Origin of the sequence: Aminobacter niigataensis (assembly GCF_014200015.1) — a bacterium.
Lineage (GTDB): Bacteria > Pseudomonadota > Alphaproteobacteria > Rhizobiales > Rhizobiaceae > Aminobacter > Aminobacter niigataensis.
In genome coordinates, this window is the sequence record NZ_JACHOT010000002.1 from 620322 (window position 1) to 638904 (window position 18583).

General features: G+C 64.9%; 16 protein-coding genes. 7 read left to right on the top strand and 9 right to left on the bottom strand.

Annotated elements, in window-relative coordinates; all coding sequences use genetic code 11:
• Positions 1–107 precede the first annotated feature (107 nt).
• Together GGQ99_RS12865 and GGQ99_RS12870 are read right to left on the bottom strand one after the other, a co-directional pair.
• Entirely contained in the window at positions 108–4892 is a 4785-nt protein-coding gene (locus GGQ99_RS12865) for an NAD-glutamate dehydrogenase (RefSeq protein ID WP_183262823.1), read from the bottom strand.
• Between the two features lie 188 nt (positions 4893–5080).
• Positions 5081–5692 (bottom strand): LysE family translocator, encoded by a 612-nt coding sequence (locus GGQ99_RS12870; RefSeq protein ID WP_183262824.1) that lies wholly within the window; start codon positions 5690–5692, stop codon positions 5081–5083.
• 202 nt (positions 5693–5894) lie between these two features.
• Between GGQ99_RS12870 and GGQ99_RS12875 the strand changes: the two genes are divergently transcribed.
• A complete protein-coding gene (locus GGQ99_RS12875) occupies positions 5895–6209 on the top strand; it encodes a YciI family protein (RefSeq protein ID WP_183262825.1) in 315 nt (104 codons plus the stop codon).
• A 75-nt stretch (positions 6210–6284) separates the two neighbouring features.
• Here the strand turns inward: GGQ99_RS12875 and typA are convergent, their stop codons facing one another.
• From typA to GGQ99_RS12890, 3 genes are all read right to left on the bottom strand, one after another.
• Positions 6285–8105 (bottom strand): translational GTPase TypA, encoded by a 1821-nt coding sequence (gene typA / locus GGQ99_RS12880; protein WP_108606364.1) that lies wholly within the window; start codon positions 8103–8105, stop codon positions 6285–6287.
• A 132-nt stretch (positions 8106–8237) separates the two neighbouring features.
• On the bottom strand, positions 8238–9197 hold the full coding sequence (locus GGQ99_RS12885; RefSeq protein WP_183262826.1) for a small ribosomal subunit Rsm22 family protein: 960 nt from the start codon (positions 9195–9197) through the stop codon (positions 8238–8240).
• Positions 9198–9229: 32 nt separating this feature from the next.
• On the bottom strand, positions 9230–11284 hold the full coding sequence (locus tag GGQ99_RS12890; protein WP_183262827.1) for a M3 family metallopeptidase: 2055 nt from the start codon (positions 11282–11284) through the stop codon (positions 9230–9232).
• Between the two features lie 131 nt (positions 11285–11415).
• Between GGQ99_RS12890 and GGQ99_RS12895 the strand changes: the two genes are divergently transcribed.
• Together GGQ99_RS12895 and GGQ99_RS12900 are read left to right on the top strand one after the other, a co-directional pair.
• On the top strand, positions 11416–11892 hold the full coding sequence (locus GGQ99_RS12895; protein WP_108606361.1) for a MarR family winged helix-turn-helix transcriptional regulator: 477 nt from the start codon (positions 11416–11418) through the stop codon (positions 11890–11892).
• Positions 11889–13145 (top strand): multidrug effflux MFS transporter, encoded by a 1257-nt coding sequence (locus GGQ99_RS12900; protein WP_183262828.1) that lies wholly within the window; start codon positions 11889–11891, stop codon positions 13143–13145. The genes GGQ99_RS12895 and GGQ99_RS12900 overlap by 4 nt, the downstream gene beginning before the upstream one ends.
• A gap of 2 nt (positions 13146–13147) precedes the next feature.
• On the opposite strand, the gene GGQ99_RS12905 is transcribed toward GGQ99_RS12900, so the two are convergent.
• From GGQ99_RS12905 to GGQ99_RS12920, 4 genes are read right to left on the bottom strand one after another with little or no spacing between them, the layout of a single operon-like run.
• A complete protein-coding gene (locus GGQ99_RS12905; RefSeq protein ID WP_108606359.1) occupies positions 13148–13552 on the bottom strand; it encodes a nuclear transport factor 2 family protein in 405 nt (134 codons plus the stop codon).
• 27 nt (positions 13553–13579) lie between these two features.
• Positions 13580–14332 (bottom strand): DUF429 domain-containing protein, encoded by a 753-nt coding sequence (locus GGQ99_RS12910; RefSeq protein WP_183262829.1) that lies wholly within the window; start codon positions 14330–14332, stop codon positions 13580–13582.
• A complete protein-coding gene (gene pdxY, locus GGQ99_RS12915) occupies positions 14329–15216 on the bottom strand; it encodes a pyridoxal kinase PdxY (protein ID WP_183262830.1) in 888 nt (295 codons plus the stop codon). The genes GGQ99_RS12910 and pdxY overlap by 4 nt, the downstream gene beginning before the upstream one ends.
• 4 nt (positions 15217–15220) lie before the next feature.
• Positions 15221–15478 carry a hypothetical protein gene (locus GGQ99_RS12920; RefSeq protein WP_055975022.1) on the bottom strand — a complete coding sequence of 86 codons (258 nt, stop codon included), beginning with the start codon at positions 15476–15478 and terminating at the stop codon, positions 15221–15223.
• 103 nt (positions 15479–15581) lie between these two features.
• Here GGQ99_RS12920 and GGQ99_RS12925 point away from each other — a divergent pair, with 103 nt between their 5' ends.
• The 4 genes from GGQ99_RS12925 to GGQ99_RS12940 all read left to right on the top strand — a co-directional run bounded on the left by GGQ99_RS12925 (position 15582) and on the right by GGQ99_RS12940 (position 18574).
• Positions 15582–16217, top strand: a complete 636-nt coding sequence (locus tag GGQ99_RS12925) for a LemA family protein (protein ID WP_183262831.1) — start codon at positions 15582–15584, stop codon at positions 16215–16217.
• Between the two features lie 147 nt (positions 16218–16364).
• Entirely contained in the window at positions 16365–17282 is a 918-nt protein-coding gene (locus tag GGQ99_RS12930; RefSeq protein WP_183262832.1) for a TPM domain-containing protein, read from the top strand.
• Between the two features lie 6 nt (positions 17283–17288).
• Complete coding sequence (locus GGQ99_RS12935) at positions 17289–17927, top strand: TPM domain-containing protein (RefSeq protein ID WP_183262833.1); 639 nt, start codon at positions 17289–17291, stop codon at positions 17925–17927.
• Between the two features lie 140 nt (positions 17928–18067).
• Positions 18068–18574 carry a GNAT family N-acetyltransferase gene (locus tag GGQ99_RS12940; RefSeq protein WP_055975030.1) on the top strand — a complete coding sequence of 169 codons (507 nt, stop codon included), beginning with the start codon at positions 18068–18070 and terminating at the stop codon, positions 18572–18574.
• Positions 18575–18583 lie beyond the last annotated feature (9 nt).

An 18583-nucleotide genomic window follows, 5' to 3' on the forward strand; every position in this document is an offset into this window, starting at 1 on the left:
CGCGCGCCGCATTTGCGCGTCGTTGCGAGCTATAGCGCAGTTCGCTTGCGTGGTCCTTGAGGAAAATGCCCGCCGCGATCTCCGCGGCAGGCCGGTTTGACGAGCCACTATCGGCCTGACAAGTCGCTCATCAGGCCCGCCGCGACGGTCAGCCGTGACACGCTGATGTCACCGCCCTCTGTCAGCGCCTGCAGCCGTTCGCGGGTACGGTTGATGCGCTCGCCGCCCGCCTCGAGCCAGGCCGCGACAGGGTCGGCAGCCTTGCCGAAGCCTGTAAGGGCCGCCACCGCAATGCCGCGCCGTGCCGCCCCGATCGTGTCCGACGCCCTAGAGAGGGCCAGCCCCTCATAGTAGTCGGAGCTCGATATCGCATTGGCAGCGTCTTCGATGCGCGGGATGCGAAACGCCTCGCTGACGCTGAAGAATGACTTGGCGGCCGCGACGATATCGGCCTTGGCGGTCTTCGCCACCAGCGCGATGTCGGGCACCAGTTCGCCGACTTCGAGCAGCGACAGCCGCTCGGCCAGCTTCTCCGGCGCACCCGCTGCGGCAAAGCCCGCCTTCCGCTTCTGGATGCGGTCCTGGGTGAAGGCTGGCAGCATGCCGGCGAACTTGTGCTCGAGCGCCGCGCGTGCGCCATGCAACTCAGCGATGCGGCTTGCCAGCGGGGCGTCGCCGTGGTCGTTCCTGAGGTACCAGCCGCAGGTCACAAAGAGCAGCCTGCTCACCGCCTGGTAGAGATCGAGCTGCGTCATGCCATCGACGACATTGTCCAAAGCATCGATCTCGGCATAGAGTCCCGGCAGCGCAAAGCCGTCGCGTACAACCGCAAAGACGCGCGCCACATCCGCTGCCGACCGGCCGCTTGCTTCCTGCAGGCGGTTGACGAAGGATGGTCCGCCGCGATTGACGAGATCGTTGACCAGCACGCGCGTGATGATCTCGCGGCGCAGCCGGTGGCCGCCAATCTCAGCTTCGTATTTCTTGGCCATGCGGCCGGGGAAATAGCCCATCAGGTCGTGCGCGAACTGGGCATCGTCGGGCAAGTCGCTGGCGACGATATCGGAGAACAGCACGATCTTGGCGTAGGCCAAAAGCACGCCGAGCTCGGGCCGGGTCAGCGGTTCGTTGCGCGTCTGCCGCTCGGCGAGCGCTGCCGCGCTTGGCAGGTCCTCGACCGCGCGGTCGAGCAGGCCGCGCGTTTCGAGCGCACTCATGAAGCGGCCCTGGTGCGCGATGTCCTGCATGCCGCGGCGGGCGGCGAGAGACAGCGCCAGCGTCTGCTCATAGTTGTTGGCAAGCACCAGCCCGGCCACTTCCTCCGTCATCTCGGCAAGCAGCTTGTTGCGCGCCGAGCGCTGGAGCGAGCCGGCGCGCATCGCCGAAGCCAGTGCGATCTTGATGTTGACCTCGACGTCGGACGAGTTCACGCCGCCCGAATTGTCGATGGCGTCCGAATTGCAGCGCCCGCCCTTGAGGCCGAATTCGATGCGCGCCCTTTGCGTTGTACCGAGATTGGCGCCTTCGCCGATCACCTTGGCGCGAACCTCGTTGGCTGTAGCGCGGATCGCGTCATTGGCCCGGTCGCCGGCCTCTTGGTTGGTTTCGCCGGTCGCCCGCACATAGGTGCCGATGCCGCCGAACCACAACAGGTCGACCGGCGCCCGCAGGATGGCGCTCATGATCTCGGTCGGCGAAGCCGTGGTCTTCTCCAGCCCGATCGCGGCAGCCGCCGCAGCCGGCAGGGTCACCGATTTCTGCGCACGCGAGACGACCACGCCATCCGCCGACAGCTTCGACTTGTCGTAGTCCTGCCAGCTCGACCGCGGCAGCGCGAACATGCGCTTGCGCTCGGCAAACGACGCCGCCATGTCGGGATCGGGATCGATGAAGATGTCGCGATGGTCGAAGGCCGCAATCAGCCGTGTCTGCTCGGAGAGCAGCATGCCATTGCCGAACACGTCGCCCGACATGTCGCCGACACCGACCACGGTGAAAGGCGAGGTCTGGATGTCGCGGTTCATCTCGCGGAAATGGCGCTTCACTGCCTCCCAGGCACCGCGCGCGGTGATGCCCATCTTCTTGTGGTCGTAGCCGGCCGAGCCGCCCGAGGCGAAGGCATCGTCGAGCCAGAAGCCGTGCTTTTCGCTGATGCCGTTGGCGGTGTCCGAGAAGGTTGCCGTGCCCTTGTCGGCGGCGACGACGAAATACGGATCGTCGACGTCGCGTCGCACCACGTCCTTCGGCGGCACAACCTTGTCGCCGTCGATATTGTCGGTGATCGACAGCATCGATGAGACGAAGTTGACGTAGGCTGCCCTACCCGCCTCGAAGATGGCATCGCGGCTGCCGCCGACCGGCAGCCGCTTGGGGAAGAAGCCACCCTTGGCGCCGACCGGAACGATGACGGCGTTCTTGACCTGCTGCGCCTTCACCAAGCCCAGCACTTCGGTGCGGTAGTCCTGCGCCCGGTCCGACCAGCGCAGGCCGCCGCGGGCCACCGCGCCGAAGCGCAGATGCACGCCCTCGACCTCGGAGCCGTAGACGAAGATCTCGCGCCAGGGCCGCGGCTCCGGCAGGCCGTCGACGCTGCGCGAGTCGAGCTTGATCGCCAGCGACTGGCCCCGCTCCTTCTTGCCGGCGACGAAATGGTTGGTCCGAAGCGACGCCTCTATCAGGTTGACGTAGCGCCGGATGATGGTGTCGTCGTCGATGTTCGGAACGGCCTCCAGCGCATCCTTGATCTTGGCCTTGAGATGCTTTGCCGTGACCAGCCCGTCCTTCTCCTGTGCCGGGTCGAGTCGGGCGAGGAACATCTGGTGCAGGCCGCGCGCGATATCGGGGTAGCGGTTGAGCGCTGCTGCGATGAAGTCCTGGCTCTGCGGAATGCCGGCCTGCTGCAGGTAGCGGCCATAGGCGCGCAGGATGACGATCTCGTTGGAGCCGAGCCCCGCCGTCTGCGCCAAAGCGTTGTAGCCGTCATTGTCGGCGTCGCCGGTCCACACCGACAGGAACACCTCCTCGAACAGCAGTCCGCCGTCGGCGAGGTCGACCGGCTGGCCGTAGGCGTTCTCCAGTTCCATGTCGTGGATGAAGATCTGGTCTTCGCCCTTTTCGCCGAGCTCGAAGGTGCGCTCGCTGATGACGCGGAAGCCCATGTTCTCGAGCAGCGGCACGCGCCGCGACAGCGCCAGCGGTGCGCCGTAGTGGTAGATCTTCAGCGAAGCCTGTTCCGGCGCCTGGCCGGCGTCGCGGTAGCAGTCGATGACGATCGGATTGGCGGCGCTGATCGTGGAAATCCGCTCGGCGTCGAGCAGGGCCGCGCCCGGCGAGAAGCTGTTCTGGTAGTCCTGCGGAAAATGGTTGGCGACGCTGACCAGCGACGCGGGCGAACCCGCCTCTGCCGAAGCTTCGCGCAGCCCGTCCTCCCAGGTGGTGACGATATCGCGGATCGCCGCCTCGATCGCTGCCTGCTCGACCTTTGGCGTCTTGCCGCCGGAGCGGCCGATGATGAAGTGAACGCGCGCCAGCCCGCCTTCGGGGAAGGCCGGGTAATAGGCTGACAGACGGCCTTCGAAGACCTTCCTGAGATAGGCGCCGATCCGCTCGCGGGCGACCGAATCGTAGCGGTCGCGCGGCACGAAGACGAGGATCGAGACGAAGCGGTCGAACTGGTCGACACGGACCAGCGCCCGAACGCGCGGCCGCTCGACCAGGCCGAGGATCGCCTCGGCATGCTTGCGCAGCGCCGGCACCGCTATCTGGAAAAGCTCGTCGCGCGGATAGGATTCGAGCACGTTGATCAGTGCCTTGCCGGAATGATCGGCAGGATCGAAGCCCGACTTCTGGATCACCGCTTCGGCCTTGGAGCGCAGATAGGGGATCTTCATCACCGAGCGGGTGTAGGCCGTCGAGGTGAACAGGCCGACGATGCGCAATTCGCCCGAAAGCTGGCCCTTGGCGTCGTAGGTCTTCACGCCGATGTAGTCGAGATAGGCGCGGCGGTGCACCGCCGACTTGGCATTGGCCTTGGTGACGATCAGCGGATCGGGGCCATGCAGGAAGACGCGGATCTCGGGCGTCGTAGAGATCGCATCGACAGTGTCGCGGCGCAGCACCAGCACGTCGGGGTCGGCAAGGATGCCCAGGCCCGGCTTGTCGGCGCGCTCCAGCGTGCCGCTCTTCTCGCCGCCCGAATATTTGAACTCGCGCATGCCAAGGAAAGTGAAATTGTCGTCTCGCAGCCATTCCAGGAAGGCGATCGCCTCGGTCACCGCGTTCTTGTCGAGCGGGATCGGCGCATAGCGGAATTCCGAGATCGCCTGGTCGAGCCGCGCCAGCATGCGCTTCCAGTCGGTGACAGCGGCGCGGACTTGTCCGAGCAGCTTCTTCAACCGTTCGCGCAGCGCTTCGGCGGCGTCCTTGCCGAGCAGCGGGATGTGCACATGGATGACGCTCAGCTTGTCGACGCCCTGGTCGCCCTTGCCGTCGCCCAGGATTTCGTCGACGCCGGTGCGACCGTGTCGCACGTGAAGGACCGGATGGGTGACGAGTACCGGCTCGCCTGCAGCCTCGGTGATCTCGCCGAGGACCGAATCGAACAGGAACGGCATGTTGTCGTTGACGACGGTAACGACAGTTACCGGCCGGCCATGGCGGATAACCCCCGCCCCGGTCTCGATGTCGATCACCGAAGATCCCTTGCGATGCTTGAGAACGGCCTGTTCGGCCAATTGGGCGGCCCGTTCCAGCATGCCGGGTTCGTAGTCCGCCACGTCCTCGGCCGGAGCGCGACCAAGCAACAGTTCGAGAATCTGGGGAGGTCTGTTGGAGGATTTCGAGGAAGATGCAGTCTTGGCGGAACTCGCCTTCGACTTCATTGGTTCGGCCATGACGCTAGTTTCTCCCGTCCCGTCACATGCTTTTGCGACTATCGTAGCAGATGGCCCGCCTTTAGCGACAAAGGTTTGACGGAACGTATGGAAAAACGCCTAGGCAATGGGCAGAAAATGCCTGAATTTTAGGCTGACGCAACGTCCGCAAGGCGCACGCCATCGACATGTTGCCGAAACGGTTGTCATTACCTCACGGCAATCGCGGCGGCGGCCCCGGCCATCGTCGTCGCACTCACCCGATTGGCGATTCGCATCGCCTGCTGGCTCCTCAAAAGCTTGCGCGCGTGCGCGGCCGCAAACACCCAACAGAGGTCGATGGCGATCAGCACGGCCGCCATGGTCAGCGTCAGTTCCAGCCAGCCGACAACAGTGACGGAAGCGAGGTCGATGATGGTCGGCAGCAAAGCGAGGTAGAACATCATGATCTTGGGGTTGCCCAGCGTCACCGCCATGCCGGCGGCAAACAGCCTGACGGCTGAATCCTGGCGCGGCAGCTCGCCTTCACGCGCCTCGACCGGCGCAGTCCACATCTTCCAGGCAAGATAGACGAGATAGGCGACGCCGAGCCATTTCACGACCACGAAGGCCAGGTGGAAGGACTGCGCCACGAAGGCGAGCCCGAACACCGCCAGCGACAGCCAGATCGCCTCGCCGATCCACATCGCGGCCAGAAACGGCAGCACGTCGCGAAACCCCTTGGAAATCACCCGTGCAACCAGGGCGGCGATCGACGGGCCGGGCGAACCCGCGGCGACAAGCAGCGCACCGGCAAAGATCAGAAGCGACGTCGGTTCCATCGTCTTTCCCTCAAACTGGCAGCCAGAGCTTATGGCAACGAGCGGAACTTGCAACTGGCGGACGATGGCCGGCCGTAATGGCGCAACTTGATAGAGCGGGACGCCAGGAGGCCTTGCTCGCGACAAGCTTCGGGCAGATGTTCGTCCTGCGCTGGCAAGATGCCGGGTGGCCGGCCTGTCGGCACGCCACGGGAGATAGATCATGGCCAAGTTTCTCTTCGTCTATCACGGCGGTACGATACCGCAGACCGAAGAAGAAGGCGCAAAGGTGATGAAAGCCTGGATGGACTGGTTCGCCGGTTTGGGTGCCGCCGTCGTCGACGGCGGTGCACCGGTCGGCAAATCCCAGACGGTCGCCGCCAACGGCGCGGTCAGCAATGACGGCGGCGCCAATCCGGTGAGCGGCTATTCGGTGTTCGACGCGAAAGATGCCGCCGACGCCGCGCGCATCGCCAAGGGTTGCCCGATCCTTGCGGCCGGCGGTTCTGTCGAGGTGGCGCCGATCATCGAGATGTGACGCTGGACGCAATCTATTCTGCAAACAAAAAAGGCGCCTCCAGCGGAGACGCCCTTTTTGATCAAATCTGGTGGCTTACGCCGCGCCCTTCGACTTTTCGAAGCGCTTGCGCTCGTTCGGGTCGAGATAGAGCTTGCGCAGGCGGATGGTCTTCGGCGTCACCTCGACCAACTCGTCGTCCTGGATCCAGGCCAGAGCGCGCTCGAGCGTCATGCGGATCGGCGGCGTCAGGCGCACTGCTTCATCCTTGCCGGCGGCGCGGATGTTGGTCAGCTTCTTGCCCTTCAGCACGTTGACCTCGAGGTCGTTGTCACGGCTGTGGATGCCGATGATCATGCCCTGATAGACCTTAACGCCGGCATCGATGACCATCGGGCCGCGATCTTCGAGGTTCCACATGGCGAAAGCCACCGACTCGCCCTGATCGTTGGAGATCAGAACACCATTGGTGCGGCCTGGCAGCTCGCCCTTGTAGGCCTGATAGGAGTGGAACAGGCGGTTCATGACAGCCGTGCCGCGCGTATCGGTCAAAAGCTCGGACTGGTAGCCGATCAGGCCGCGCGTCGGCGCGTGGAACACCAGGCGCTGGCGGTTGCCACCCGAAGGACGCAGCTCGACCATCTCGGCCTTGCGCTCCGACATCTTCTGCACGACGATGCCGGCATGCTCCTCGTCGACGTCGATGACGACTTCTTCGACGGGCTCAAGCAGTTCGCCGTTCTCGTCCTTCTGCATGACCACACGCGGACGCGACACGGCAAGCTCGAAGCCTTCGCGGCGCATCGTTTCGATCAGCACCGCGAGCTGCAATTCGCCACGGCCGGAAACGAAGAACGAGTCCTTGTCAGGCGATTCCTCGATCTTGAGTGCGACGTTGCCTTCGGCTTCCTTGAGCAGGCGGTCGCGGATAACGCGGCTGGTCACCTTGTCGCCCTCGGTGCCGGCTAGCGGCGAGTCGTTGACGATGAAGGACATGGTGACGGTCGGCGGATCGATCGGCTGGGCGGCCATCGGCGCGTTCACTGACGGATCGCAGAAGGTGTCGGCCACGGTGCCCTTCGAAAGACCGGCAATGGCGACGATGTCGCCTGCATGGGCTTCTTCGATCGGCTGGCGCTCGATGCCGCGGAAGGCGAGGATCTTGGTGACGCGGCCGTTTTCCAGCAGCGTGCCGTCATGGTGCAACACCTTGACCGCCTGGTTGGGCTTCAGCGTGCCCGCCGCGATACGGCCGGTGATGATGCGACCAAGGAACGGATTGGCCTCGAGAATGGTGCCGATCATGCGGAACGGGCCGGGGTTAACCGTCGGCGCCGGAACATGCTTGAGCACGAGATCGAACAGCGGCGCCAGGCCCTGGTCCTTGGGGCCTTCCGGATTCTCGGAAACCCAGCCATCGCGGCCCGAACCGTAGAGGATCGGGAAGTCGAGCTGCTCGTCGGTGGCGTCGAGCGCTGCGAAGAGGTCGAACACCTCGTTGATGACTTCCTGGTGGCGGGCGTCGGGGCGGTCGATCTTGTTGATGACCACGATCGGACGGAGGCCGACCTTGAGCGCCTTGCCGACCACGAACTTGGTCTGCGGCATCGGGCCTTCGGCAGCGTCGACTAGAACGATGGCGCTGTCGACCATCGACAGGATGCGCTCGACCTCGCCGCCGAAATCGGCGTGGCCCGGCGTGTCGACGATGTTGATGCGGGTATCCTTCCAGTCGACCGAGGTCGCCTTGGCCAGGATGGTGATGCCACGTTCTTTTTCGATGTCGCCCGAATCCATCGCGCGCTCGGCGACGCGCTGATTTTCACGGAACGAACCGGATTGCTTGAGAAGCGCATCGACCAGGGTTGTTTTGCCATGGTCGACGTGCGCGATGATCGCGATATTGCGGAGGTTCATATGTCTACTCGGGAGCGTTGCGGGCACTGCCTGACGACGCGCCGCGTTTCGTGTGGCCGGGCTCTTACAGCTTTTTTCGCAAATGCGAAAGGGGGGCGGACAAATCGACTGATTTTCCGTGCCCCCGCAAGGTTACAAAATGTCGCCCCAGTCGACCCGGCGCGCCGTCTTGAACAGCTCGCCGTCGCGCTTGGTCAAAAGCTTCTCCTCCACCGAACCGTTGGCCTGGCAGAGTTTGAGCTGGACCTTCCCCGACCCGCCGCGCGCCGGCGCCAGCACCCGGGCGGCAAAGGGTTCAACTGGCGCCCGTGAAGCTGCAAGGAAGATGTATTTCTCGTCTTCCCACGGCACGTCGCCGCGCTTGGTCAGGCGATGCAGGCGCGAGCGCGCCACGCGCCGCGAAAAATGGCACCAGTCGGGCTCGACGATCGGGCAGGTCTGGCTGTGCGGGCAAGGTGCCACCAGATGTGCTCCCAGCTCGATGAGCCGCGAGCGCACCCCAACAATTCGCCGCCAGCCGGCCGGCGTGCCCGGCTCCACGATCACCAGAAGCCCGGATGCGGCAGCCCAAAGCCGCTCGACCAACGCAAGCCCTTCCGCGGCCGACAGCTCGTCCAGCACATAGGCCAAGGTGACCAGATCGGCTTTTTCCGCCTCGAAGCTCTTGGAGGCATCTGCCGCGCGCCATTCGACCTTATCGACGCCTGAATGTGCGGAAAGCTCCGCGCCGACCTTGCGGATCGACTGGCTGGCCTCCAGCATGAGGGCTTGCGATAGCGAAGGCCAGCAATCCGAAACTGCCCAAAGTGCCGTTCCCGGTCCGGCACCGACATCGAGCAGGCTTTTCGGCGCGAACTCCGGCACCAACTCAGCCGCGCTCTCCAGGCTCGCCCGCACGGCGGCAAAGGTCGCCGGCAGCCGTGTCGCCAGATAGGCGCGCGCAAACATCTCGTCGGACAGGTGCAGGCGCCCATCGCGCGTCTCGGCACGATAGCGCAAGGACAGCGTGTCGGCGGCGCGCTGCAACTCGGCGAGCGGCACGCCTTCCAGTGCACGGTCGACCGCCGCCCGCAATGTTGCTGGTAGTTCCATCTGCCTTCGGGATCCGCGTTAGCTCAGGAGATTCAGGTCAGGCCGCGCTTTTCCATCATCGCTTCGGGCGACGGCATCTTGCCGCGGAAGGCCTTGTAGAGTTCTTCCGGGTCGGCCGAGCCGCCTGCCGAATAGATGTGCTTGCGCAGCTTTTCGGCCATCGCCGGATTGAATGCGTCACCAGTCTCCTCGAATGCGGCGAAAGCATCGGCATCGAGCACTTCCGACCACATGTAGGAGTAATAACCGGCCGAATAGCCCTCGCCCGAGAACACATGCAGGAAGTGCGGCGTGCGGTGGCGCATGACGATGGCCTCGGGCATGCCGAGCTTTTCCAGCGTCTCCGCCTCGAAGGCCGCGGGCTCCGCCGGCGCATCGGGACGCGCGTGATAAGCCATGTCGACCAGCGCCGACGAGGTGAACTCGACGGTGGCGAAGCCGGCGCCGAACGTCTTGGCCGCCAGCATCTTGTCGAGCAGTTTCTTCGGCATCGCCTTGCCGGTCTTGTAGTGCAGCGCGTGCTTTTCGAGCACCGCCGGAACTGTCAGCCAGTGTTCGTAGAGCTGCGACGGCAGCTCGACGAAGTCGCGGCTGACCGAGGTGCCCGACACCGACGGCCAGGTGACGTCGGTCAGCATGCCGTGCAGCGCGTGGCCGAACTCGTGGAACAGCGTCTTGGCCTCGTCGAGCGACAGCAGCGCCGGCTCGCCTACCGCCGGCTTGGCGAAGTTCATGATGTTGTAGATGACGGGCGTCGAGCCCTTGCCTAGCCTGTGGCCCGATTGCAACGAACTCATCCAGGCGCCGGAACGCTTCGACTGCCGCGCGAAATAGTCGGCCAGAAACAGGCCACGCTTGCTGCCGTCGGCGTTGAACACCTCGAACACCCGGGCATCCGGGTGCCAGGCGGCAATCCCCGGCTTTTCCTTGAAGGTGACGCCGAACAGCCGCGTCGCCACGTCGAAGCAGGCGTCGATGATCTTTTCCAGCTGGAGATAGGGCTTCAGTTCGGCCTCGTCGAAGGCATATTTCTCCGCCCGCAGTTTCTCCTGGTAGAAGCGCCAGTCCCAGGCGGCGAGCTTGTCGTTGCTGCCAGCCGCTGCCGCCAGCCGCTGCAGTTCGGCCTCGTCCGCGGCAGCCTTCTCGCGCGCCTTGTTCCAGACGGGCTCGAGCAGCTCCATCACCGCCTTCGGCGTCTTGGCCATGGTGTCGTCGAGCTTGAGCGCGGCATAGCTGTCGTAACCCAGCAGCTTCGCCTTTTCCGCGCGAAGGCGAAGCGTATCGCGCACCACGCCGGCATTGTCGGTCGCACCGCCGGTTTCGCCACGTCCGGCAAACGCCTTGAAGGCCTTTTCACGCAGGTCGCGCCGCTCGGAGAAGGTGGTGAAGGGCTCATAGATCGAGCGCGACAGGGTGACGGCATATTTGCCCTTCTGGCCGCGCGTCTCGGCAGCCTGGGCCATCGCGCCGCGCACGAATTCGGGCAAGCCGGCAAGATCCTCCTCGTCGAGGAACAGCACCCATTCCTTTTCGTCGGCAAGCACGTTCTGGCCGAACTTGGCGCCGAGCGACGCCAGTTCCTCCTGGATGGCGGCCAGCCGCTTCTTGCCCTCGGGGTCGAGCTTGGCGCCGGAGCGGACAAAACCCTTCCAGGTCTTTTCGAGCACCCGCAGCGTCTCGGCATCGAGACCGAGCGCCGCCCGGCGGGCGTAGAGATCGTCAATGCGGGCGAACAGCTTCTCGTTCATCGAGATGGCCGAGAAGTGGCGGGCCATCTTCGGCGAGATCTCGCGCTCCATCGCCTGGATCGCATCGTTGGTATGGGCACCGGCCCGGCACCAGAAGATCGACGAGACACGGTCGAGCGCGACGCCTGCCAACTCCAGCGCCTCGAGCGTGTTGGCAACCGTTGCCGGTTCGGCGTTGGCCGCGATCGCGTCGACCTCTGCGGCATGCGCCGCAAGTGCCGTGTCGAACACAGGCCCGAAATCGCCGTCCTCGATCCTGGTGAAATCCGGCAGGCCAAGCGGCCCGGCCCAATGGGTCAGCGGATGACGCGCGAGATCGATTTTTGGGCTGACGGACATGGAATGGCTTCCTCGATTGGCATTCGGTGCGGACAGCTTCGATGTAGGGCCGGACCGGAAGCTGCGCAACCGCATTGACTCGTCGCCCATGGTAAACTAAGCAAGCCATATAATAAGGATTACTTATTAATATGCCCGCCAGCAGCGAAACAGACACGTTCGGCTTCATCGTCAACGACCTGTCGCGCATCATCCGCGCCGAGATGGACCGCCGTACCGGAGAAGCGGGCCTTGGCCTGACCACCGGCGAGGGCCGCGTGCTGTTCAACGTCCGCCGTGCCGGCCCAATCCGCCAGACCGCTCTCGCCGAGCGCCTCGGCATCGAGGCGATGACGCTGAGCGGTCTTGTCGACCGGCTCGAAGGCAAGGGGTATGTCGCGCGCCAGCCCGACCCGGCCGATCGCCGCGCCAAGCTCGTGACGCTGACCGACGCGGGCGCGGCCGTTGTTGCCCAGATCGAACCCATCGCCGCCGGCATCCGCAGCGACGCGGCGCAGGGTATCGATCCCGACGACTGGCAGCGCCTTCTCGTTGCCCTCAGGGCTGCCCGCGCCAATCTGCTGACCTCCCGCTCCGAAGCCCAGTCGACCGAAAGCACGGCGGCATGAACATGCGTCCCGACGTTGCCGCTGCTGCCGAACCGCTGGAAGCCGCCCCCGCTCCGATCATGAGCGAACGCCGGGTTTCCCTGATCGGCGGCCTGATGGTCGCCATCGGCCCGATCTCGCTTGCGCTCTTCACCCCGGCCATGCCCGAGATCGTCCAGGCCTTCGGCACCACCGAGGCGGCGGTCAAGATGACCCTGTCGCTCTATTTCGGCGGCTTCGCCTTCGCCCAGCTCGTCTGTGGCCCGCTTTCCGACGGTTTCGGCCGCCGTCCCATCACCCTCGTCTTCATGGCGATCTACTTGGCCGCCAGCGTGCTCGCACTGGTCGCGCCCAACATCGAGACGCTGGTCGCCGCACGCTTCCTCCAGGGCGTTGGTGCCGCCGTCGGCGTTTCGGTGGCGCGCGCGGTGGTCCGCGACGTGTTCACCAGCGAGCGCTCTGCCCGCATCATGAACATGATCGGCATATTGCTGGCGCTCGGCCCCGCAATCGCCCCGACACTGGGCGGCCTGACCATGGAATTCTTCGGCTGGCACGCCATCTTCATCGTCATGGTGCTGCTCGGCATCATCGTCATGCTGGTCGCCATCTTCGCCCTGCGCGAAACGGTGACGCGCGATCTCGGCCGCATCCGACCCGCTGCACTCGCGAGTTCCTACGGCTCGCTGCTGCGCAGCCCCTACTTCGTCCTGTGCAGCCTGGTCATCGCCGGAACCTCCGGTGCGATCTACACGCAAGCGACGGTGCTTGCCTTCATCCTGATGGACCGTGTCGGCCTGACCGCCACCCAGTTCGGCGTCGGCATGCTGATGCAGACGGCAAACTTCATGGCTGGTGCCCTGATCATGCGCAGGCTGATGCCGCGCTACGGGGCGGCACGCATGGTGCCGGTTGGCCTGTTCTTCGTCGCCGTCGGCTCGATTGCCATGGCCATCGTGCTCAGGACCTACGAACCCACTTTCCTGCGCGTCATGGTTCCGGTCGGCATCTACGCCTTCGGCATTGCCATGGTCATGCCGGCCATGATGACGGCAGCCCTTGCTCCGTTCCCCAGCAATGCCGGCGCTGCCTCGGCGATGATGGGCTTTTTCCAGATGGGTGCGGGTATGGTCGGCGGCGCTGCCGCAGCCTGGATGGGCGATCCGGTCAACGCGCTGGCCACCGTCATCCCGCTGATGGGCCTCACTGCCATCCTGTCATGGCTGACCTGGCGCCGGCTGCCCGAGCCGGCGCTGATGACCCGCCTGAAATAGGCTCAGAACCCGTCACAATTCTCGCCGATGGTCATCTGGGTGTTGGCGACGATGAGGCCGTCCTTGGTGGTGAAGGTCTCGCGCGTCGTCATGTCGTTGTTGGGGAAATCGTAGCAGGTGCGCACGGCCACCGTGTCGCCCATCTCCGCTTCGACCTTGTGGCGGATCGTGGCGCCCTTCACGGCCGATTGCCACTCGTCCATGGAGGCCAGAAATTCCTGCTTGCTCTGGGTCACGCCGATGTCGTCGAGCCGGATCGTGGCATTCTCGGCCAGCAGCTCCGAAAGGGCCGCCCCGTCAGCCTTGAGCAGCGCCGCATACCAGCGGTCGACGATGCTCTCCTGTGCAACCCCACTGACAGTCACCAGCAACGCCAGGGCCACCGCCATCGCACGAATGGGTCTCATCGCACGCCTCCGTGTCGGATGACGGCATTAAACCCAGATCGCGACAGGAATGCCATGGCTATCCCGCCCGGGCGGCGACGGAAAACTCACCGTTTCTCCGCGCCGGTGCCGCTCGGCAATCAGCATCATCGCGCAGGCGTCGAGGAAATCGTCTGTCGCCGCCCCGCGCGGCAGCGCCTGATCGAGAAAACTGCGCTCATGACCGCAGCGTGCCAGCAACGTCTTGCGCTCTGCCATGCCGGCGGGATTGACGCTGCCCTTGATCTTCTTCGGCAGGCTCATCGCCTGTCCTCCGTTCAGTCGCCAGAACGCCACCTCAGGATGCGATTCGATCACCCGCCCGCGCAGTTCCGGCCGGGCGATCATCAATGCATCGATCTCGCGGATCTTGGAAAAGATGCCGAACGCCTGGATCGACACGCCGCGCCGCGGCACCGACGTGCGCATCGCCACGTCGCTCGACCGGCGATGGGCGGCATACCAGGCCTCGATATCGGTGAAGGCTGCCGCCTCGGCATGGACCGCTGCCCGCGACGGGATCGAAAACACGCTCGACTGCCGTTGGCCGAGCAACGGCCGCACCAGTGCCTCCGGCCCACGCCCGCCCTTGGTCGTGAAATCGGGAAGCCCGATCGGCATGTCGACCGCCACCACGGTGTCATCGGGCATCGCCGCCAGCAATTCTGCGAAGCTACCGAAGACTTGAGCGTACGTCCCGGCGTCGTTGCGGATCACCGCGATCCAGCCGGCCTTGCAGCCGTCGACGCCGGCAACCGTCACGCCTTGCGGCTCCTGGAGGGGTGGATCAGCGTGCGCAATTCGACCATCGCCATCGGATGCGACAGGCTCTGCGCATCGGTTTCGAGTTGCAGTTCGTCACCGCCGCGCTTCGACGTGCGGGCAAGAATCTCATAGACCGAGGCCGTGGTCGACTGCAGAGCCTTGGCTGCCGGCTGCCCGGCCAGCAGCCGCGCCAGGAACACGGCAGCACTCAGGTCGCCGAGCCCGTTCGGCGGCCGCTCAACGGTGCGATGTTCGGCCAGTAGCGCCTGTGTCTGCGTGACCAGCAGGTTGCCGGTGCCGCCAGCCATCATCGCCGGGGCCGAAGTCACCAGCATGGTCGGAGGCGGTGCCGCAAGCGCTGCCGCCATCGTCGCCCGCATGTCGTCGAGCTTGGTGCCAGTCAGCCATTCCAGTTCATAGCGGTTGGGCGTGGCTATGTCGGCCAGCGGCAGCAGCCGGTCGCGAATGCCGGACGCCAGCGCCTCTGCGACGTAGAGCCCGCCGGAATCGCCGATGACGGGATCGCAGACGTAAAGCGCCTTCGGGTTCCTCGCTTTCACCGTCTCGACCAGCGAGGCCACCGCCTCTACCTGGCCGGCTTCGCCGAGATAGCCGGAAAGCACCGCCGTCACCTCGCCCAGCCACGGCGCCCGCTCGAGATCGGCCATGAAGGCGGAAAACTGTTCGGTCGGCGGCACGATGCGCGTCGCCCGGCCATGGCCGGGATGCCACGGCAGCATGACGGTCGGCACCGCCCAGACCGGGTGACCCAGCGTCTCCAGCGCAAACACCGCCGCACGGTTGCCCACCGAGCCGCGCGCGACATGGCTCGACACGACGATCACCGCGCGTGGCGCGGCTGTCTCGGCTTGAATTGTCATGAAGTCATCCGCCTCGAACGAGATAGTTGATCAGCCACAGCACCAGGCCGACCGTCAGCACGAAGCCGAGGATGCGGCCGATTCGCGTGCCCAGATGCTCGATCGGGTCGGCCTTGTCGACATCTGCGGCAGCGAGATGATTGCGCATCTCGTCGGCCTTGCGCGCCACGAAGGAGGCGCCGCCGGGATCGCTCTCGCGCGCGATGCGGTCGAGGATGCGGCGGGATTCCTTTTCGCCGTCGCTGTCTCTCGGCGAAGCCATCGTCAAAACTCTCCCGGCATCATCGCCATGGCGCGAACGGTTTTCTCCGCGCATGTTTGTGATAATGCTGTGCTATCAGTCGCTTTGTCGAGGGGACATTCCAATGCAGATGCAAGCTTCGCCGGCACTTCCCGCTTTCCGCCTTCTCCCGGCGTTTCTCGTTTTGATGCTTGTCGTGCCGTTCCTGTCGGCTTGCGGCTACAACACCATCCCGACCCAGGAAGAGCAGGCCAAGGCCGCCTGGAGCGAGGTGCTGAACCAGTACCAGCGCCGCGCCGACCTTATCCCTAATCTCGTCGAAACCGTGAAAGGTTACGCCTCGCATGAAAAGGACGTGCTCGAAGGCGTCGTCGAGGCCCGCGCCAAGGCCACCCAGGTCACCGTCACACCCGAGACGCTGACCGACCCCAATGCCTTCAAGGCCTTCCAGGAAAACCAGGCCGGCCTGACCAGCGCGCTGTCGCGCCTGCTCGCCGTCGTCGAGAACTACCCCGACCTCAAGGCCAACCAGAGCTTCCTCGCCTTGCAGGCGCAGCTCGAAGGCACCGAAAACCGCATCGCCGTTGCCCGCCGCGACTACATCGAGACCGTTCGCGTTTACAACACCTCGCTCAAGACCTTCCCTGCCATGCTTTGGAACACCTTCTGGTTCCGCAACGAGCCGTTCCAGAACTTCACCGTCGCCGAAGACAAGCTCGAGGCGCCCAAGGTCAACTTCGGCACCAAGCAGGGCGGGTGAGGACGATAAGCATCGCTGGACCTCTCCGGTAAAGTTGCAGAAATGATCTTGAGCGCGGGCGTCTGGTCACCCCCCTCTGGCCGGCCGGCCATCTCCCCCGCAAGGGGGGAGATCAGCCCGCCGCATGGCCCGCGCCAATCACAAAATATGAAAAACCAGCGTCACAGCCGACGCTGCCAATCTCCCCCCTTGCGGGGGAGATGGCCGGCCGGCCAGAGGGGGCTGCTGAGACACTTCCTTGCCCTTGCTGCCCTCGTTCTTCTCTTGTGGGTTCCAGTAACCGTCGTCGCCGCCGAGTTGCCCGCCCTCACCGGTCGCGTCGTCGACGGTGCCGGCATCATCGATGCCGGCACCGAGGCCGAACTTGTCCAGAAGCTCCAGGCTTTCGAGCAGAAATCCTCCGACCAGATCGTCGTCGCCACTATCCCCAGCCTCGACGGCGAGGAAATCGAGCCCTACGCCAACCGCCTGTTCCGCGCCTGGAAGCTCGGCCAGGCCGGCGAGGACAACGGCGTGCTGCTGCTCGTCGCGCCCAATGACCGGCGCATGCGCATCGAGGTCGGCTATGGCCTGGAAGGCGTGCTGACCGACCTGCATACCAAGCTGATCATCGAAAACACCATGGTGCCGGCCTTTCGCGGTGGCGATTTCTCCGGCGGCATCTCCAGCGCCGTCGACGATATCGTCATGGTGGTCGAGGGTGAAGGTGCCGAGCTCGAGGCGCGGGCAAAACGCAACGAGCAGACCGGCCTGTCGGGCATGAGCGAAGACGATATCATCTTTTTCGTCTTCATCGCGCTGTGGGCAGCTTTGTTCTTTGGCGGCATGGCCATGGCCATCTTGCCGCGCATCTATGGCCGCAAGCTCGGTCCTGGCCGCTACGAATGGCTGGGCATGACCTTCAACTACAACCAGCGCTCCGGCTCCTCGTCTCGCGGTGGCTGGACGTCGGGCGGAGGTGGCTGGTCTTCGGGCGGCGGTGGCGGCGGATGGTCGTCGGGCGGCGGCGGCTTCTCCGGTGGCGGTGGCTCCTCCGGCGGCGGCGGCTCTTCGGGAAGCTGGTAGGACAAAATGGTTGAAGCAACCCTCAATTCCGGCGACCATGAACGCATCGCAGCGGCTATCCGTGCTGCCGAAGCCGAAACGTCGGGCGAGATCTATTGCGTCGTCGCCCGCCGCAGCGACGGCTATTTCTTCGCCGCGGCCTTCGCCGTCACTTTGGGCATCCTTCTCGTCAGCCTCGCGGCGGCTTTCGCGCTCGAATATTGGTGGGTCGCGGTCCGGCTGCCGCACTTCGTCGTCGTCCAGTTGCTGGCGGTCGCCGCCGCCTGCGCATTGCTGTGGTGGTTGCCCGGCTTGCGCCTCTGGCTGGTGCCGCGCCGGCTGCTCTGGCGCGCGGCCCATGCCAATGCGCTCAGGCAGTTCCTCGCCCGCAACGTTCATCTGACCAGCGAACGAACCGGCGTGCTGATCTTCGTTTCGCTTGCCGAGCGCTATGCCGAAGTCGTCGCCGACGCCGGCATCAACGCCAAGGTGCCGCAGGACACCTGGGACGGCATCGTCCGCGATCTCACCACCCAAGCCCGCGACAACCGCCTCGCCGACGGTTTCGTTGCGGCCATCGCCACTGTCGGCGGCCTGCTGTCCCGGCATTTCCCCGTGTCGACAACCGACGTCAACGAACTCGACGACCACCTCGTCGAAATCTGACGCGTCAGGCGTCAGGCGCCGACTGCTGAGTCCATTCGGACACACTGGGCGCCGATCTCGTTCCCAATCCTGTGAAAGGCCGGCCAGCGCGTCGGCGGACTCTTTGCAACGGCCGAAACGCGGTTTATGGTTAAGAAACTATGAACACGCTGACAATTGACATCAGGAAGGCCGAGCCCCGCGACGCGGATGCCATCGCCGAAGTGCATCACGAAGCTTGGCGCGGCGCCTACTCCGGTATCATCCCGCACCGCGCCCTGACCGCCATGATCAACCGCCGTGGCGGCGAATGGTGGGCCAACGCGATCCGTCGCGCCGCCACCGTTTTGGTCATCGAAATCGGCGGCAAGATTGCCGGCTATGCCACGCTCGGCCGCAACCGCGCCCGCGAACTCAAGCAGCAGGGCGAGATCTACGAACTCTACCTGCGCCCCGAATGCCAGGGCATCGGCCTCGGCAGCCGCCTGTTTGCTGCTGCCCGCCAGCGCCTCGCCGACCATGGCCTCAAGGGCATGGTGGTCTGGGCACTCGAGGAAAACGAGAACGCCTTGTCCTTCTATGCCGGTGCCGGAGGCCGCGACATCGCCGAGGGCGTCGAAGTCTTCGACCAGAAAGCGCTGAAGAAAGTCGCGTTCGTCTGGGAGTGACCCCGGCGC

What these genes read in the sequence shown, in the direction of transcription:
- GGQ99_RS12925 (WP_183262831.1), top strand. Translation starts at nt 15,582, where the DNA reads ATGCAGATGCAAGCTTCGCCGGCACTTCCCGCTTTCCGCCTTCTCCCG.
- GGQ99_RS12870 (WP_183262824.1), bottom strand. Translation starts at nt 5,692, where the DNA reads ATGGAACCGACGTCGCTTCTGATCTTTGCCGGTGCGCTGCTTGTCGCC.
- GGQ99_RS12905 (WP_108606359.1), bottom strand. Translation starts at nt 13,552, where the DNA reads ATGAGACCCATTCGTGCGATGGCGGTGGCCCTGGCGTTGCTGGTGACT.
- GGQ99_RS12885 (WP_183262826.1), bottom strand. Translation starts at nt 9,197, where the DNA reads ATGGAACTACCAGCAACATTGCGGGCGGCGGTCGACCGTGCACTGGAA.
- GGQ99_RS12895 (WP_108606361.1), top strand. Translation starts at nt 11,416, where the DNA reads ATGCCCGCCAGCAGCGAAACAGACACGTTCGGCTTCATCGTCAACGAC.
- GGQ99_RS12940 (WP_055975030.1), top strand. Translation starts at nt 18,068, where the DNA reads ATGAACACGCTGACAATTGACATCAGGAAGGCCGAGCCCCGCGACGCG.
- GGQ99_RS12930 (WP_183262832.1), top strand. Translation starts at nt 16,365, where the DNA reads ATGAAAAACCAGCGTCACAGCCGACGCTGCCAATCTCCCCCCTTGCGG.
- GGQ99_RS12900 (WP_183262828.1), top strand. Translation starts at nt 11,889, where the DNA reads ATGAACATGCGTCCCGACGTTGCCGCTGCTGCCGAACCGCTGGAAGCC.
- GGQ99_RS12890 (WP_183262827.1), bottom strand. Translation starts at nt 11,284, where the DNA reads ATGTCCGTCAGCCCAAAAATCGATCTCGCGCGTCATCCGCTGACCCAT.
- GGQ99_RS12875 (WP_183262825.1), top strand. Translation starts at nt 5,895, where the DNA reads ATGGCCAAGTTTCTCTTCGTCTATCACGGCGGTACGATACCGCAGACC.
- GGQ99_RS12920 (WP_055975022.1), bottom strand. Translation starts at nt 15,478, where the DNA reads ATGGCTTCGCCGAGAGACAGCGACGGCGAAAAGGAATCCCGCCGCATC.
- pdxY (WP_183262830.1), bottom strand. Translation starts at nt 15,216, where the DNA reads ATGACAATTCAAGCCGAGACAGCCGCGCCACGCGCGGTGATCGTCGTG.
- GGQ99_RS12935 (WP_183262833.1), top strand. Translation starts at nt 17,289, where the DNA reads ATGGTTGAAGCAACCCTCAATTCCGGCGACCATGAACGCATCGCAGCG.
- typA (WP_108606364.1), bottom strand. Translation starts at nt 8,105, where the DNA reads ATGAACCTCCGCAATATCGCGATCATCGCGCACGTCGACCATGGCAAA.
- GGQ99_RS12865 (WP_183262823.1), bottom strand. Translation starts at nt 4,892, where the DNA reads ATGGCCGAACCAATGAAGTCGAAGGCGAGTTCCGCCAAGACTGCATCT.